Origin of the sequence: Luteibacter sp. 9135, assembly GCF_000745005.1 — a bacterium.
Classification (GTDB): Bacteria; Pseudomonadota; Gammaproteobacteria; order Xanthomonadales; family Rhodanobacteraceae; genus Luteibacter.
The window spans coordinates 3,160,602-3,179,344 of record NZ_JQNB01000001.1 but is presented as its reverse complement, the minus strand read 5'-3'; the positions used below and the strand labels follow the sequence as shown (position 1 = coordinate 3,179,344).

At 69.8% G+C, this 18,743-nt stretch carries 1 protein-coding gene (only partly in view); it reads right to left on the bottom strand.

Features of this window, described 5'->3' with window-relative positions:
* Window position 1: 1 nt before the first annotated feature.
* Window positions 2–18,743: the 3' portion of a non-ribosomal peptide synthetase gene (locus FA89_RS20250; protein WP_185754356.1), read on the bottom strand. The gene runs 14,069 nt beyond the window's last position; the window shows 18,742 of its 32,811 coding nt (coding positions 14,070–32,811); its start codon lies beyond the right edge, outside the window; it ends in the stop codon at window positions 2–4.

Sequence of the window (18,743 nt, the reverse complement as noted above, 5' to 3'; positions counted from 1 at the left end):
TTCACTGGTTGGCGGCCGGGCGGGCCACGGGCGCGGCGACGTTGCCGATCCGGCCGGCGATCTCGCGCGCCAGGCGATCGAGCAGCGGCGGCCGCACCATCGACAGGTGGGTACCGCCGATACGGACTATGTCCAGGGACGGACCGAGCAGGTCGCGCCAGCCCAGGCTCACCTCCTCGCCCTCACCACGCGCGGCGGCGAAGAAGGTCACCGGCAGTCGTCCGGCGACGGGCGCGCGATACGTATCGACGGCGCGTGCCGTGGCCGCGTAGAGCGCCACGGTCCGCTGCACCTGCCCACTGTCCAGGTGCTCCGGCAGCAAGGCTTCGCGTCGGCACGCGGCGATCATGCCCGAGAGGTCGTCACGTCCCGCGAGCGCCATCAGCTCGGCGAACGCCGGGTGCCGACGTGGATCGTCCACGGCGCCCGGCAGGTCGAGCAGCCAGTTCAGCAGGCCGCGGCAGGCCTCCGAGCGCACCGGGTGCTCGGCCAGCAGACGGGCGCGCATGGCGGGGCTGCCGGTGTCGATCAGGCCGACGAAGCGAACGGCCTCTCCCGCCTGGGTCAGCCGGTGGGCCATCTCGTAGGCGATCGTGCCGCCCAGCGACCACCCCGCCAGTTGGTAAGGGCCCTTCGGCTGCACCTGGCGAATGGCGTCCACATAGGTACCGGCCAGTCCGGCGAGGGTGTCCAGCGGCGTTTCGCCCTCCCCCAGCCCGGTCGCGGCCAGACCGAACACCGGCTGGTCCGCGTCCAGTTGGCGGGCCAGGTCGAACGCGTACTGCACGCCGCCGCCGATCGGATGGACCAGGAACAGCGGTGTCGACGTGCCCTCTGCGCGGATCGGCACCAGGTTGGGATGGCGTCCGCCGGCGTGGCTGGCGTCGACGAAGGCGGCCAGCCCGGCCAGGGTCGAGTGGCTGAACAGGTCGCGCAACTCGATGCCGGCGATCTGCCGCTTGCGCAGCTGCGACACCAGCTGGGTAGCCAGCAGCGAGTGGCCGCCCAGTTCGAAGAAATCGTCCATCGCACCGATCTTCTCCACCTTCAGCACATCGGCCCACACCGCGGCGATGCGCTGCTCGGTCGGCGTACGCGGCGCGACGTGCGCCGCTTCGTCCTGCACCATCTCCGGCGCCGGCAGGGCCTTGCGATCGACCTTGCCGTTGGAGGTCAGCGGCATGGCCGCCAGCGCCACGAAATACTCCGGCACCATGTAATCGGGCAGCGTGCGCAGCAAGGTGGCGCGCAACGACGCCGCGTCCGGCAGGGTCGCCCCGTCGTGGGCCACCAGGTAGGCCACCAGCCGCGGTACGCCGCGTTCGTCGGCACGCGCCAGCACCACCACGTCGCGTACCGCGTCGACCGCCGCGAGCGTCGCCTCGATTTCCCCGAGTTCGATGCGCAGGCCGCGGATCTTGACCTGGTGGTCGCTGCGCCCGAGGTAGTCGATGGTGCCGTCGGGCAGGTAGCGCGCCAGATCGCCGGAGAGGTACATGCGCGCACCGGGGCTGGCACTGAACGGATTGGGGATGAAGGTCTGCGCGGTCAGTTCCGGCCGGTTGACGTAGCCGCGCGCCAGGCCGACGCCCGCGATGTACAGGTGCCCGACCACACCGACCGGCACCGGCTCCAGTGCGTCGTCCAGGATGTGGATCTGGATATTGGCGATCGGCAGGCCGATGGGCACGCAGTTGAGCGGGCTGTCCTTGCGGCAGGCCCAGTAGGTGACGTCCACCGAGGCCTCGGTGGGTCCGTAGAGGTTATGCAGCGCCACGTGCTGCCAGGTGGCGAAGAAACGCTGCTGCAGTTCCAGCGGCAGGGCCTGGCCGCTGCACATCACCTGGCGCAGCGAGCGGCCGCTGCCCGGCTCCACCTCGTTGAGGAACACGTCCAGCATCGGCGGCACGAAATGCGCCGTGGTGATCCCTTCCGCATCGATGATGCCGGCCAGGTACGCCACGTCCTGGTGACCGCCGGGACGGGCCACGACCAGGGTCGCCCCTTCCAGCAATGGCCAGAAGAACTCCCACACCGAGACGTCGAAGCTGAAGGGGGTTTTCTGCAACACGCGATCGGCGGCGGTCAGCGGATAGGCCTCCTGCATCCATTGCAGGCGATTGACGATACCGCGATGGTCGATCGCCACCCCCTTCGGCTTGCCGGTGGAACCGGAGGTGTAGATCACATAGGCCAAGTGTCCCGGCTGCGTACGGTGGTCCAGGTCGCCGTCCGCGTTTCCCTCCCACGGGGCATCGTCGGCATCCAGGCAGAGCACCGGCAGGCCGGCCACCGGGGGTACCGCGTCGCGGTGCTGCCGCTGGGTGAGGATCGCCTTCGGCGCGGCATCGTCCACGATCGTGGCCAGGCGATCCGGTGGATACGTGGGGTCCAGCGGCACATAGGCGCCACCGGCCTTGAGGATCGCGTACAGCCCGACGATCATCTCGATCGACCGCTCGGTGCACAGGCCGACCAGGGTGTCCGGCCCCACGCCCAGGCCACGCAGGTGCCGGGCCAGACGGTTGGCGCGGGCGTTGAGTTCCGCATAGGTGAGCGAGACGCCCGCGTAGACCACCGCGACCTGCCCAGGCGTGCGCGCCACCTGCGCCTCGAACAGCTGCTGCAGCGTCTGCGATGCCGGCCCGACGCGCGGGTAGACCTTCGCCGTGTCGTTGAAGCCGTAGACCAACCGCTTCCGTTCCGCCGGCGCGATCATCGGCAGGTCACCCAGCGCCCGGGTGGGATCGTCCACGATGGCCTGCAACAGGTTGCCGAAATGCACGCCCATGCGCTCGATCGTGCCGGCGTCGAACAGGTCGGTGTTGTACTCGAAGCTGCCGTGCAGGCCCGCCGGGCCTTCGGTGAGCGTCAGGGTGATGTCGAACTTGGCCGTGACCACCTCGTGCGGCACCAGCTCCAGCTGCAAGCCGGGCAGCGCCAGGTTCATCGGCGAGTTCTGCAGCACCAGCATCACCTGGAACAACGGCGTGTAGCTGGTATGCCGTTCGGGCTGCACGGCGCCGACCAGCTGCTCGAACTGCACGTCCTGGTGTGCGTAGGCATCCAGCGTGGTGGTGCGCACCTGTTTCAGCAAGTCGGTGAAGCCGGTCGACAGGTCCACCTGCGTGCGCAGCACCAGCGTGTTGACGAAGAAACCGATCAGGTCCTCGATCTCGCTGCGGTTGCGGTTGGCGATCGGCGTGCCGATGCAGATGTCGCCCTGCCCGGCATAGCGGGCCAGCAGCACGTTGAACGCCGCGCACAACGTCATGAACAGCGTGCTCTGCGACTTCCGGCTGAGCGCGTTCAGCTGCGCGCTCAGGCCCGTCGGCAGCGCATAGGCGAGCGCGGCGCCGTCCTGCCCCTGGCGAGCCGGGCGCGGACGGTCGGTGGGCAGGGTCAGCAGCGTGGGCGCGCCGGCCAGCTGGCGCTTCCAGTAGTCCAGCTGGCGATCCAGCACCTCCCCGCTCAGCCACTGGCGCTGCCAGCGGGCGAAGTCCACATAGCGCATGGGCAGGTCGGGCAGCGACACCGCTGCGCCGGTGCTGTGCGCGGCGTACAGCATGCCCAGCTCGCGCACCACGATGCCCATCGACCAGCCGTCGGAGACGATGTGGTGCATGGTCAGCAGCAACAGGTGTTCGTGCTCGCCCAGGCGCAGCAGGCGGCTGCGGACCAGGGGGCCGGTCTGCAGGTCGAACGGCGTGCGGGCCTCGTCCAGCATCAGCCAGCGGGTCTTGACGTCGCGTTCCTTCGGCGACAGCTGGCGCAGGTCGTGGCGCACGAAGTCCAGCGCCACGTCGTTGGCGATGCGCTGCACGGGCGAGCCGTCGATGCTCTCGAAACGCGCGCGCAGCGCGTCGTGGCGGGCCACCACATCGTCGAGCGCCGCCTGCAGCGAGCGATCGTCGAGGCTGCCCTTCAGGCGCACCGCGGCCGGGATGTTGTAGGTCGGGCTATGGCCTTCCAGCTGGTCCAGGAACCACAGGCGCTGCTGGGCGAACGACAGCGGGAACGCCTCGCTCTCGTCTGCCCCGCCAGCGTGGCCGTTCGTGTCGACGGCGGCATCCGTCGTGGCCGGCGGCGCGGACGTCGCTGCCTGCATCGGCGCGATGCTGCGCATCCGTGCGAGCAGCGCGGTCACGGTCGGCGCTTCCAGCAGCGTGCTTACCGGCACGTCTACGCCGAACTCATCACGAATCCGTGCCGCCAGCTGGGTGCCCAGCAGCGAGTGGCCGCCCAGCTCGAAGAAGTCGTCATCCTCGGCCACCGACGGACGACCCAGCAGCTCGCACCAGATCCGCGTCATGGCCGCCATGTCGTCGTTTTCGCGGACGGGAGCGACGTGGTCCGCTGCGGCAGGCACTGCCGTCGCGGCTAGCACTGTCGCCGTGCCCGGCGCATCCGGCGCATCCGGGTAGCGGACGTCGGTCCAGCAGCGCTCGCGCGCGAACGGATAGGTCGGCAGGCTGATCCGGCGTGGACGTGCCTGGCCGTGCGCATACAGGGCGTTCCAGTCGAAGGAGAAGCCCTTGACCCACAGGTCCAGCAGTTTGCCGAACTTGCCCTTGGCCACCCAGGCCTGCACGGCCACCTGCATGTCCTCGTCGTCGGCCAGCATCGCCAAGGCGTTGCGCCGTGCCTGGCCGCGGTAAGCCTCGGCACCGTCGGCATCGCCTTCGACGAAGGCCGCCAGCTTCACGCGCAGTTCGTCTACCGATTCGACCAGCCAGGCCAGTCGTTCTTCCATCCCCTCGCGGCCGACCTGCAGCGTGTACGCGATATCGGCCAGCGTCGCCTCCGCGTCGATGCGTTCGGGCGCGAGCGCCGCCAGCAGCTGCTGCGCACGCGCCTGCAGACGCTCCGGATCGCGTGCGGAAAGCACGATCATCGCCGGACCGTCGATGGCCCGCGCGGTCTCGGGCGGGGCGATGTATTCCTCGATCACCAGGTGCGCATTGGCACCGCCGGCACCGAAGGACGAGACACCGGCTCGGCGCGGCAGCTCCTGCGGCCGGCCGTCGATCTCCTGCGTCGGACGCGTCCACGGGCCCAGCGCCTGCTGGACGAAGAACGGCGTATCGGCGAAACGGATGTTCGGGTTGAGGCTGGCGGCGTGCAGGCTGGGCACCAGCGTGCGGTGCTTCATCTGCATCAGCACCTTGCTGATCGCGACGAAGCCGCTGGCGCTCTCGCAGTGGCCGATGTTCGACTTGGCCGAGCCGATCGCGCAGAACTGCCGGTCCGCCGTCCACTGGCGGAACGCCTTCGACAGGCCGGCGATCTCGATGGGATCGCCCAGGCTGCTGCCGGTGCCCTGCGCTTCCACGTAGCCGATCGAGCGGGCGTCCACGCCGGCGCGCCGCAGCGCATCGGCCACCAGTTGCGCCTGCAGGGCCGGGCTGGGCACCAGGTAGCTGTTGGTCTTGCCGCCGGCGTTGATCGCGCTGCCCTTGATGACGCCATAGACGTGGTCGCCGTCGGCCACGGCGCGGTGCAGCGGCTTGAGCACCAGCGCGCCTACCGCTTCGGCATCGACGAAGCCGTCGCCGTCGGCGGCGAACGACTTGCACTTGTCGTCGGCGGCCAACATGGTCATCGACGCCAGGTCGATCAGCTGGGTCGGCGCCACGATCAGGTTCACGCCGCCGGCGATCGCCACCTCGCTGTCACCGCTGCGCAGGCTCTCGATCGCCAGGTGCACGGCGGTCAGTGACGACGAGCAGGCCGTGTCCACCGCCATGCTCGGGCCCTGGAAGTTGCACAGGTGCGAGATGCGGTTGGCGATCGACCAGAACCGCGCACCGGTGGCGTAGTGCTCGTTGGTCACCCCGACGAACACGCCGATCTTCCGGTTGGTGTGCAGATTCGCGGCGGTGTAGCCGGCATCCTCGATGCTGGCATGCACCTCCTGCATGAACAGCCGCTCCTGCGGGCTGATCAACCGCGCCTCGCGCGGGGCGATGTTGAAGAACAGCCGGTCGAAGCGATCCACGCCGTCGATGAGGCCGGCCCAGCGCGTATAGGTCTTGCCCGGCACGCCCTTCGCGGCATCGAAGAAATGCGCATGGTCCCAGCGTTCCGGCGGCACTTCGGTGACGCAGTTGCGACCCGCCACCAGGTTCTCCCAGAACCCGTGCACGTCGTCGGCCGCGGGATAGCGACCGGACAGGCCGACGATCGCCACGTCGAAGGGCGCCACGGGCGCCGGCGCGTGCACGGCGGTGGCTGCGGCGCGCTGCACGACCGGTGCCGTGGGCGTCGTCGTGGCGGGAGTCGCCGGTACCGAGGTTCCGACCGGTTGTTCGACCGCCTGCGCCGCGGCGGATACGAGCACCGGGGCGCGTGCGGGTGACGCGGCAGGTGCGGGTGCGACCGCTCCCGCGAGCCCGGTCCAGCGGAGCAGCCCGTCCGGATCGGTCTGCAGGAAATGCTCGACCAAGCTGTCGATGTCGCGGTGCTCGAAGAACAGCGTGGTGCCGACGTGTTCGGCGCCGAAGGCTTCGCGCAGCGCGTTGGTCAGCTCCATGACCAGGATCGAATCGATGCCGTACTCGTCGAAGCCGATGTTCCCGCCGATGGCGTCCAGCGGCAGGGACAGCCCCTTCGCGATCAGCTTTCTCAGCTGCAGGACGCTCCGTTCGCGAAGCAGGCGCGAGGGGCCGGTGGATGCGGTGACGCCGGTGGTGTCGTTCATGTCGTGAAGGGTCCGGTCGGTGGGCGTGTCACGTGTCGGTGGAATATCCAGAAGGCGCAAGCTGAGCCGGGTCAGGCGCACGCAAACCGCGCCGTTCGGATCGCACAGGTCGATGTCGAGGTACCGCACGGGTCCGTCGCGGCCCGCCGGATCGCTGTAGCGCACGAAGGCCCACATCCGGGGCGTGCACGGCGCCAGCACATCCAGGGCGTCCAGCGCGAACGGCAGCGCGAGCGCCACGTCCGCATCGTCGTTGCCGTCGTCGCCCGAGCCCAGATGCAGGCCGAGTGCGGCCTGCAAGGCCGCGTCGAGCAGGCTGGGATGCAGCACGTAGTCGTCCAGCGTGGACGCCACGGACACCGGCAGCGAGATCTTCGCCAGCACCCGGCCATCGCCGATGAACAGCTCGTCCAGGCCACGGAAGCCGGGTCCGTAGTGCAGCCCCTTGCGCGCGAAGACGGCCTGGCATCGTGCCGCGTCGGCGTGGGCCAGCGCGCAGTCCCGGCGCAGCGTGTCCAGGTCGTGTCGCACGGTGGCCGCCGGCGCTTCCGCGGATGCCGCGCTGCCCTGGCTGTACACCGTGGCATCGTCGCCTGCCTGGATCGTGTAGTCGTCGCGTCCGCTTCGATCGGTGGACCAGGCGACATGCACGGTGACGCCGTTCGCGTCGGCGACCAGCGGCCTCGCCCAGACGATCTTGCGCAGGCCGCGCACCTCGCGCCCCAGCGCCTGGCGGGCGGCAGCCAGCGCCATTTCCATGTGCACCACGCCGGGCAGCACGCGCGCGCCGTTGACCTGGTGGTCGGCCAGCACGAAGGTGTCGCCGGCCAGGCGCGTGCCGATACGCCGCGACGCGCCGTCGGTGGCGTCTGTGGCCTCCGTGGCGTCACGATGCGGCGCGGATGGGCGATGCAGGCCCACCCAGCGTGCCATCGCGTCGGGCTCGGTCGCGATGAAGTGATCGGCCAGCGCATCGATGCTCGGATGCTCGAAGAACAGCGTAGTGGTTACCGCCTCGCCGATACCCAGTGCCTCGAACGTGTCCCGCAATACATGGGTCAATTCCAGCACCAGGATGGAGTCCATGCCGTAACGGTCCAGGCCCATGTCGGTCTCGATGCTGCCCGCCGGCATCTTCAGGCTGGCCGCGACCAGCTTGCGCAGGGCAGCCCTGCACTTGTCCGCCAGTGCGACGTCGGCGTGCATGGTTCGGCTAGCGGCAACCGGCGTGTCGGCGGGCACGGCCAGCGGTGGAACCGTACCGGTCACGCTCGCCGTGGCGACGGCGGCCGATGCGGTCACGCGCGGTACCTGCCGTTGCCGGGTGATCCCGTCACTGCGGGCCACGATCACCTGCTGGCCCAGTGCGTGGCTGTCCTGCGCGGGGAACGCCACCGGGGCATAGCCTTCCTCGGCAAGCACCGTCGCCCAGCCCGCGGGTGACAGGCTGGGACAGCCGGGCATCCGCAGGGCCTCGTCCTCGTACAGCCACCAGCCGTCCAGCAGGCCGAAGGTGAGATGCGCCCACAGCTCGCAGCTGCTCAGCTCGTTCAACGCCAGCAGGCCGTGCGGACGCAGCAGCGCTTTCGCGTTGCGCAGGCTTTCGCGGATATCGGGCGTGGCATGCAACACGTTGGTGGCCACCACCAGATCGTAGCTGCCGGCCTCGATGCCCTGCCCCGCCAGCGGACGGCCGATATCCAGCAGGCGGTAGTCCAGGTACGGGTAGTGCGGACCGTAGGTGGCCTGCGCATGCATCAGGAAGGCACGCGAGAGGTCGGTGTAGCAGTAGGTGTCGACATGCGCCGCATGCGGCGCCAGGCGTGCCATCAGCCGCGCGCTGGTGCCACCGGTGCCCGCGCCGATCTCGAGGATGCGCAGGCGGGCCGCCGGGTCGGCGGCGATGCGCGCGACGACAAAGTCCACCACCGCCTGGCCGAGCACGTCGTTGAAGTGGTCCGCCACGGCATTGCCCTGGTAGATGCCTTCGACCAGGCGCATGGACGACTCGGGGAACATCACCGCCGTGGCCTGCACCTGGCCGCTGAGGATCGCCGGCAGTGCACGCAGCATGCTATCCACCAGGCCGACCTGCGCACGGCGTACGTGGCCGTCGACCAGCCATGTCACCTTGTGCGTGTCCCATGTGGCCCAGGCCTCGGCCAGCGACGGCGTGGCGCCGGCACCGGACAGCGCATCGGCACGGGCGACCCGGTCCAGGCTATGGGCCAGCCAGCGTGCATGGCGGGGATGCCACGCGATCGCCTTGGCCGCATCGGTCAGGCCCAGGGCGCGCAACTCCGCGCGCAGGATCGCCAGCGACAAGCGGTCGATCTGCTCGCCCTCCGCCGCCAGCGCGGCCGCATCGCCCGCGAACCCGGCCGATGCGGCAAGAGCCGGCACCGGCATCGCCACCGAGGGATACGTGGCGACATCGGCACGAAGCCGGGTATCACCGATGAGGTCGAACACGCCGCCATCGGTCTCGCGCCCGGGCACCACCTTGACGTAACCCAGCCGTGCGAGCGGCGTACGCATCAGGCGATCCAGGGCGCGCATGCCGTCGGCCGGCTCGATCGAGCCGATGCCCTGTCGGGCCATGCGCTCGCGGTACATGGGCGAGGCCACCGTACCGATGCTGCCCCAGTAGCCCCAGTCGACGACCTTCACCGGATACGGCAGGCGTGCGGCCAGGCGCAGCGCGTAGGCGTCCTTGAAGCGGCATCCGGCCGCATAGACGGCCTGCCCCGCTGGCGTCGTGAAACCGATCATCGACGAGAAGAACAGCATGATGTCCAGCGGCAGGCCGGCGAACACCTGCGCCATGCGCACGCTGGCATCCACTTTCGCCGCCAGCCCGGCACGCAGGCCCTCTTCGTCCATCTGCGCGATGCTGCCGTCGCGCAGGGCGATGGCGGCATGCACGACACCGTGGATGGCGCCATGGCGGGCCAGCATCGCGTCGCGGGCGTGCGCCAGTGCCTGGCGGTCGGACGCATCCGCCGCGATGTACCACGGGGTCGGGCCGAAGGCGCCGATGCGCTGTCGCGCCTGCTCGATCGTGGCGTCCGCGGCGCGGCGCCCGATCCACACCACGTGGGCCCCGTACGTGCGCACCATGTGCTCGGTCCAGGCCTGTCCGATACCGCCGGCGCCGCCGATGACCACGTAGACGCCACCCGGCCGCCACGGCAGTTCGCCCGCCGCCGTCGCATCGACGTCCACGGGGGCAAGCCGCTGGCGCAGCCACTGGCCACGACGCCAGGCGCATGCCGCCCCGGCGGGTTCGCACGGCAGGTCGAACATCGTGTCAACGGGCCACGGTTCGCCAGCCGGCAGGTCGATCAGGCGCAGCTGCCAGCGCGGGTATTCCCGCGCCATCGCGCCGATCCAGCCATGCACACCGGCGCTGGCCGGTGAAGGCACGTCGTTGCGATGCACCGCCTGGGTGCCGAAGGTCACCACGGTCCACTGCAACGCGCGCGCATCGGCCCCGTAGTCCAGCAAGGCCCTGGCGAGGCGGAAGCCGGTGACCACGCCGTCCTGCTGGACGGCGATCAGTGCCTCGTCGTCGGTCAAGTCGTCGGTCGCGTGATCTGGCGCGGTGTCCCCGGGGAGTATCCAGACCAGGTGATCGAACATGGCGTGGCCTGCCTCCTCGGGCGAGGCCAGCACCGTCGCACCCGGCCAACGCGTGGTGAGCAACGCACGCTGCGCGGCCGTCCCGCCGAGCAGCGCCACGCGTTGTTCGGCGCCAGCGGCGCTACCGTCGACGACGGCGGGCGCCATCACGTCCCAGACCGGCGCGAGCAGCCATTCGTCGTCGGCCTGCAGCGCCGCTGCCCCGTCGGCTACGGCGGCTACGGCGGCAGTGACAGGGGCAGTGGCAGTGGCAGTGGCAGTGGCAGGGCGCGTGCTGATGACGGCGCCCACGCTTATCCAGTGACGCTCGCGGGCGAACGGATAGGTGGGCAGGCCGATGCGGCGTGGCATCGCCGTGTCGTACAGCGTGCGCCAGTCCACCGCACGTCCCTCGACCCACTGCCGCAGCAGCACGCCCCTGTCGCCGTCGAACACCACCGGCGGCGCGGCGCGGTTGCGCAGCGCCCTGCCCTGTACGACACCCGCGACACTCGCACCGTCGGCCAGCCGGGTCAGTGTCTGGCGCAGATGCGCCATGCTCTCGGCGACGAAGCCGAGCCGGGCCTCCATGGCCTCGCGCCCTACCTGCAGCGTATAGGCCAGGTCGGCCAGGTCGACGTCGCTTTGCAGGACGAAAGCCTGCAACGCACGCACCTGTTCGGCGAGGCGCGTCTCGTTGCGTGCGGAAAGCACGATGATCGCGGGCACGGCCGGCGCCACGGATGGCCTCGGCGTCGCCGGCACGTATTCCTCCAGCACCACGTGTGCGTTGACCCCGCCGAAGCCGAACGAACTCACGCCGGCGCGTCGTGGCAGCGGCCGGCCCTGCGCGTCGCTCACGGTGGCCCAGGGACGGGCCTCGCGCACGACGTAGAACGGACTGCCGTCCAGGTCGATGTAAGGATTGAGCGTGTCGCTGTGCAGGCTTTTCACCAGCGTGCGGTGCTTCATCTGCAACAGCACCTTGACCACGCCGGCCACGCCGGCGGCCAGTTCGAGGTGGCCGATGTTGGTTTTCACCGAACCCAGGCCGCAGTACGGCGCGGCTACCGTATCGTCGCCGAAGGCGGCCTTCAGGCCCTGGATCTCCACGGGATCGCCCAGGCGGGTACCGGTACCGTGTGCCTCGATATAGGTCACCGTGCGCGGATCGATGCCGGCCTGTTGCTGCGCCTTGCGGATCACCGCCGCCTGCGCGACCGGATTGGGCGCGGTCAGCGAATTGGCGTGGCCGCCGTGGTTTTCGGCGGTGCCACGCACCAGGCCGTGGATCGCGTCGCCGTCGCGCTCCGCCGCAGACAGGGGCTTCAAAACCAGCATGGCGACGCCCTCGCCGCGCACGTAGCCGTCGGCATCGGCCGAGAACGTCTTGCAGCGACCGTCCTCGCTCAGCATGCCGGCCTTGCTGAAGCTGATGTGCGCCTCCGGCGTCACGATGGTATTCACGCCACCGACGACCGCGACCGACGTATCGCCGGCGCGGATCGCCCGCACGCCACGATGCAGCGCGATCAACGAACTGGAGCACGCGGTCTCCACCGGTTCGCTGGGCCCGTGCCAGTCGAACAGGTAGCTGATCCGGTTCGGCCCCACCGACGGCACGCCGCCGGTGGAGGCGTAGGCCTGTCCGCCGAGGTCCGCGCGGGCCACCAGCGTGGCGTAGCCCGTCGATCCGGTGCCGACGAAGATGGCCGTGTCGCTGCCGGCCAGGGACGGCCCGGCATAACCGGCGTCCTCGAGCGCCTTCCACACGTGGATCATCATCAGCCGCTGCTGCGGATCCATCAATTCGGCTTCCTTCGGCGAGATGCCGAAGAACATCGGATCGAACTCGTCGACGCCGTCGATGAAGCCGCCCCGGGTGATGTTGGTCCGGTTCGGCTCGCGCGCCGGGTCGCCGAACCACGCACGCCAGTCCCAGCGCGAGGGGGGAACCTCGACGACGCTGTCCCTGCCTTCGCGCAGGTTGTCCCAGAACGCGGCGATATCGCGGGCCTGCGGGAACTGGCCGCTCATGCCGATGATGGCGATGGGCTCGTCTGCGGCGCTCGCGTGTGCTACGGCCGTGTCGTTGAGCGTGGCGACGGCAGGTGCGGCCGGCGCCATCGGTTCGGCGGTCTCCCGGGTGGCCATGGCGGCCGTGGACACGGGGAGCGAGACGGACGCGATGGACGCGGCGTGCTCGCGCACGAGGTAGGCGCCCAGGCCGTCGAGCGTGGAATGCTCGAAGAAGATCGTCGGCGTCAGTCGCAGTCCGTAATGCGTGTTCAGCGCGTTGCCGAACTCCGTCAGCGAGACGGAATCGAATCCGTATTCGCTGAACGTGGTATCACCGTCCAGGTCTTCCGGTCGCACGGCGATCAGGCGCGACACCATGCCTTCCAGCACCTGCCCGACCTGCTCGGCGAGTGCCGCTGCCGGGGGCGCGGGTTGTGCCGCAGCTTGTGTCGCCGACGCCGACAAGGGTGCGGAAGCCGTTGCGGCGGTAGCGCTCGGCGGCGCCCCGTCCCGGGCGTAGCCCAGCAGGCTTTCGCGCAGACGCGGCGCATCGCCGGCGATCACCAGCAACCGATCGTTGCCGCCGGTCCATGCCTGGCGCAGCGCATCCACGCCCGCCGCGCTGTCCAACGGGCACATGCCCAGTTGTCCGGCCAGCATGTCGCGCGTGGCGGCATCCACCTGCATGCCGCCCTCCGCCCATAGTGGCCAGTCGATCGACAGGCTGCGGCCCTGCCGCTCGCCCAGCGCGACGCGTACGGCGCGACGCTCGACGAAGGCATCCATGAACGCGTTGGCCGCTGCGTAGTCAGCCTGCCCCACGCTGCCGATCGCCCCGGCGATGGACGCGAAGGCGACGAAGACGTCCAGCGCCATGTCGCCGCTGGCTTCGTCCAGGTTCACCAGGCCGGCCACCTTGGCACCGAACACCTCGCGCAGCTGCTGCGGTGTCTTGGCGACCAGGTAGCTGTCGCGGGTCACGCCCGCGCTATGGATAATGCCGTCCAGGCTTTCGAAGGTCTCGGGCAGCGAGCGCACCAGCGTGGTCACGGCCTCGGCGTCGGTGACATCCACGGCGTGGTAGCTCACCACGGCGCCCAGCGTCTCCAGCGAGCGCACCTGTGTCTTGATCGCATCGTTCATCGGCGTGCGACCGGTCAGTACCAGCACCGGATGGCGTACCTCCCGCGCGATGGCGTGGGCGAAGATCAGGCCCAGGCCGCCGGCACCCCCGGTGATGAGGTAGACACCACGATCCTTCCACGGCGACGTGGCATCGACCACGACGTCCTGCTCCGTCCACCCGGCCAGCTGGCAGCGGCCGTCCACATAGCGGACGTGGGCGGCGCCGGTCTCCCTCGCCGCAGCGATCGCCTCGGCCACGTCCTGCGCCGATGCGACGGCGACGACCTGGCCGATGAGCCGCTCGTGTTCGCGCTGCGCCGTGCGCAGCATGCCGCCCAGTCCCGCCAGGATTTCGCCGTCGCTGTCCAAGGGGACGACCACCTGGACCAGGTGCCGTCCGGATTTGCCGATGCGCGCCTGGATCGCCTCCAGCAGGGCGATGGCCGCACGCTCGAAGACGCCTGGCAGGTCCGTCGCGGCATCGTCGATGCAGAGGCAGGCGAGCCCCGGCAAACGTGCGCGCAGATGGGCGGCTGTGGTTTCGTCGAAGCCGCACAGCATGACGAAGCGTGACGTGAACGCCTCCCCCGTCGGGGCCGTATCGGTGGCATCGGCCGCTCGCCACAGGGGGCGGAAAAGTAGTGTCTGCACGGGAACGTCCACGGCATGCGCCGCCGTCGAGGTCATCCGTGGCGCGGGTGCGAGTGGCATCGCTGTCGCTACGGACGCGACGGCCACGGCTGGCAAGACACCGCCCGGCACCGCGCCCGTCACGCTTTCCGTGGGCTCGGTGAGGGGGGCCACGTCGATCCAGTGACGCTCCCGCGCGAACGGGTACGTCGGCAGGCTTATCCGTCGCGACCGGCGTCCACCGGCGGCATGCAGGCGCGGCCAGTCGAGCGACATGCCCTTGCTCCACAGGTCGAGCAGCCGGGCATGCTTGCCTCGGGCGAGCCACGTCGCCACGGTGCCGGCCATGTCGTCGTCGCCGGCCAGCGCAGCCAGTGCATCCCGGTTGCGCCTGGCCTGGCCGCGGTACAGGTCTTCCACCGCCGTGTCGCCGGCCAGGAAAGCTTCCAGCTTGTCGCGCAGGGCCTCTACGGAAGGCACCAGCAAGGCCAGGCGCTCGTCCATCGCCTCGCGTCCGATCTGCAGGGTGTATGCCAGGTCGTGCAGATCGACGTCGTTCGTCCGCAGGTGGTCGAGCAGGGCCTGCGCGCGTTCACGCAGGCGCGCTTCGTCGCGGGCGGACAGCAGCACCATGGCCGGGCCCGCAGGGTTCGCCGCATGCGTGGCGGCGGCGTCGTGTGCCCTGGTGTCCTCGTATTCTTCGACCACCAGGTGCGCGTTGGCACCGCCGGCGCCGAACGAGGACAACCCGGCGATCCGCCGTCCCTCGCGGCCGTTCACGACCGGCCGGGACCAGGGCGCGAGTTCCTGCTGGACCACGAACGGCGTCTGCCCGAAGTCGATCGCAGGATTGAGCACGGCCGAATGCAGGCTCGGCACCAGCTGGCGGTGCTTCATCTGCAACAGCACCTTGGTCAGTCCGGCGATACCCGCCGCGCTCTCGGCATGGCCGATGTTCGACTTGGCCGAGCCGATCGCGCAGAAACCGACGTCCGCCGTCCATGTCTGGAAGGCCTTCGTGAGGCCGGCGATCTCGATCGGGTCGCCCAGACGGGTACCCGTGCCATGCGCCTCGACATAGCTGACCTCGCGCGCATCCACGCCCGCCGCACGCAGGGCACGTTCGATCACGCTCGCCTGCGCATTCGGATTGGGCACGGTATAACCGTGGGTCCGGCCGCCGTGGTTGATCGCGGCGCCACGGATCACACCGTAGATATGGTCGCCATCGGCCACCGCGCGGGCCAGCGGCTTCAGCAGCACGGCGCCCACGCCTTCCCCGGGCACGTAACCGTCGCCGCCTTCGCCGAAGCTCTCGCACCGGCCCTTGCCCGAGATGAAACGGCCCTGGGCGAGCACTAGGTACTTGTTCGGGTGCAGCGACAGGTTGACCCCGCCGGCGATCGCCACGGTGCAACCACCACGCAGCAGGCTCTCGCAGGCCAGGTGGATGGCCGTCAACGATGAGGAACACATGGTGTCCAGCGCCATGCTCGGGCCGTTGAAATCACACACGTGGGATACGCGGTTGGCGATGGACGCCGGACTGCCCGCCACGGCGACACCGTCACCGCGTGCCTGCGCCTGCGCGCCATACAGCTGGTATTCCTCGTACATGACCCCGACGAACACGCCGACGTCGCGATCCGTCGCCACGTTGTCCGGCGTGTAGCCCGCATCCTCCAGCGTGGCGTACGCGCATTCGAGGAACAGACGCTCCTGGGGGTCCATCAGCGCCGCTTCGCGCGGCGAGATATGGAAAAAGCGCGCGTCGAAACGGTCCACGCCGTCGATGAATCCGCCCCATTTGCCGTACGTCTTGCCGGCGCGGTTGCGATCCTCGTCGAAGTAGACCGTGTGGTCCCAGCGTTCGAGCGGAATATCGGTGACGCTGTCCCTGCCCTGGCTCAGGTTGGCCCAGAAGGTATCCAGGTCGGCGGCCTGCGGGTAACGCCCGGCGAGGCCGACGATGGCGATGCCTTCCTCGGCCAACGCCGGTACACCGGCCACCGGAGCCGGCGACCCGAACCGCACCGCCGATGCAGCGACGGCACCGACCGCGCGGACGACGCCGTCAGCCGCACGACTCACGGCGACCTCACGGGCCGCACCGGCAGCTTCCGTCGCGCTCGTCTGGCCGGTGTCGCCGGACAGCGTAGCCAGCGTGGCGCCATGCGCACGCAGGAAATAACCGGCCAGTGCCGCGATGCTCTGGTATTCGAAAAACAGCGTCTTCGGCAGCGTGCCGAAGGTTTTCTCCAGCTCGGCGGTGAGTTCCAAGGTCAGCACGGAGTCGATGCCGTAGGCCTCCAGTCGCGCCTCCGCATCGATCTTGTGCGACGGCAGGCGCAGCGTGGTCGCAAGGAGACGCACGAGATGGCGTACCGTGCGCTCGCGCAGATCGTCCATCGCGGCGGGCGCTGGCCCATGAGCCACGGTGACGGGTTGACCCGCCGCAGGGGGCGGTTCGACGGAATGCGCCATCGTCGGACCCTGCGTTTTACCGCCCAGAAGAGCCCGCAATCGCGTCGGATCGCCCTGCGTCACCAGCACCTGCGACGCGCCGAGCGACCATGCCCCGGCCAGCGCACGGCAGCCCGCGGCGGTCGGCAGCGGTGTCATACCCGTTTCCTGGGCAAGGTAACGGCGCGTGGCCGCGCCGACCTGCATGCCGCCCTCGTCCCACAGCGGCCAGTTCACCGACAGGGTGCGGCCGGCACGGAGGCCCTGGGCGACCAGGTCGTTGCGGTGCTGCGCGAACGCGTCCATGAAGCCGTTCGCGGCGGCGTAGTCGGCCTGGCCGAGGTTGCCGAAGGCGGACGCGATGGACGAGAAACAGATAAAGCATTCCAGCGACAGATCGCGGCTGGCGTCGTCGAGGTTGAGCGTGCCGGCAAGCTTCGCACGCAACACGTCGGCCAGTTCCTCGTGCGTCTTTCGCATGATGAAGCTGTCGCGCAGCACGCCCGCGCTGTGCACGATGCCATGCAGGCCATCGGCGGCGGCCGTTTCGCGCACGCAGCGCGCCACGGCGTCCGCATCGGCCACGTCCAGCTGGCGATAGCGCGCGGTGACACCCATGGCCTCCAGCGATGCCAGCGCGTCACGCGTGGCCTCGCCCAGTGCCGAACGGCCGGTCAGCACCAGCGTCGCCCCGGGCGCCTGGGTGGCGATGTCGCGCGCGAAGATCAGCCCGAGGCCACCGGCGCCGCCGGTGATGAGGTAGGTCGCTCCGCTGCGCCACACAGGCACGGCGGTGGCGGCGTCCGCTTCCAGCCAGCCGCCTTCCTGACGCGATCCATCCACGTAGCGGATACGCGTCGCCGTACTGCCGCGGTTCTCTTCGAGCACGCGGTCGATATCCTCGCTGCCGTCCAGCGCGATTACCTGCCCATGGATTGCCGGGTCTTCCAGCGTGGCCGTGCACAACATGCCACCCAGCCCGCTCATCGTCCGTGCGTCGCCCTGCCCCGCGATCACGAGCTGGAACAACGCCGGCCCCGACGTGCTGTCCTGCGCCTGCAACAGGTCAAGCAGCATTGCGGCAGCGGCGGCGTAATCCCCGGCGAGGGTTCCGGTCGAAGGCAGTGCCAGGCAGGTCGCCTGGGCAAGGCGCTGGCGCACACCTGCGAGCGCCGTATCGTCCACGCCGCAGGCAAGCACGACGTGCCGCGCCCACGCCCTCGGCGCGAGCCCCGCTCCATTGGCCGACCGTTCGGTCCAGTCGGGGGTGGCGAACATCAGGTGAGTTCCGGGCGTCTCATCCGGCACCGGCTGCACGACCAGGCCGGCCAAGCCGACGCAGACGCTTCCAGCGTCGTCGCACAGGTCGATGTCGAAGCGCCGGGTGCCGGCATCCGCGCTGGCCACAGCACGCACCACGGCCCACAGGTTCGAGGGAAGCAACGCGTGCACGGTCAGCGCGTCCAGCGCCACGGGCAGCCACAGGGCCGGCTCGGCGGTGGCGTCCTCCGCGATCATCAGGCCGACCACGGATTGCAGCGCGGCATCCAGCAGCGCCGGGTGCAGCGTGTAGCCGTCCATGCGTTGCGACGGCGGCAGTTCGATACGAGCCAACAGCCGACCCGTGCCGATGTGGAGCGTGCGCAGACCGCGCAACCCGGGACCGTAGTCCAGCCCCATGCGTTCGAACCAGGCATAGCAGGCATCCTCGTCCAGCTGCGCCCGGATGTCCTGCTGCCTGAGCGCGTCAAGGTCATGGAACACCGCGGGAGGCGCATCGGCATGGACCTCCACCGTGCCGTGCCCAAAGGTCGTGGTACCACCGTCGGCATCACGCGCGATGTCGAAGCGGATGGCATCGCCATCGACGGCAAGGACCATGTGCAGGTCGATCGGCTCGTCGGCGACCGTGACGGCTCGCGTCCAGCGCACGTCGCGCAGGGACAGGATGCCGGCGGCGTCCAGCGCCTCGGTGACCGCATGGTAGGCCATTTCCAGCTGCGCGACGCCGGGCAGTACCCGGACGCCACGGACGACATGCCCGGCGAGGAAGAACTCGTCGCCGGTAAAGTGCGACGTGAAGCGCTGCTGCGCGAACGTCGACGTATTGCGATGCACGAGCGGGTGCAGCGCTGCCGCGCCCGCGGTGGGCGTCGTCGGACCGATGGCGACCCAGTAGCGTTCC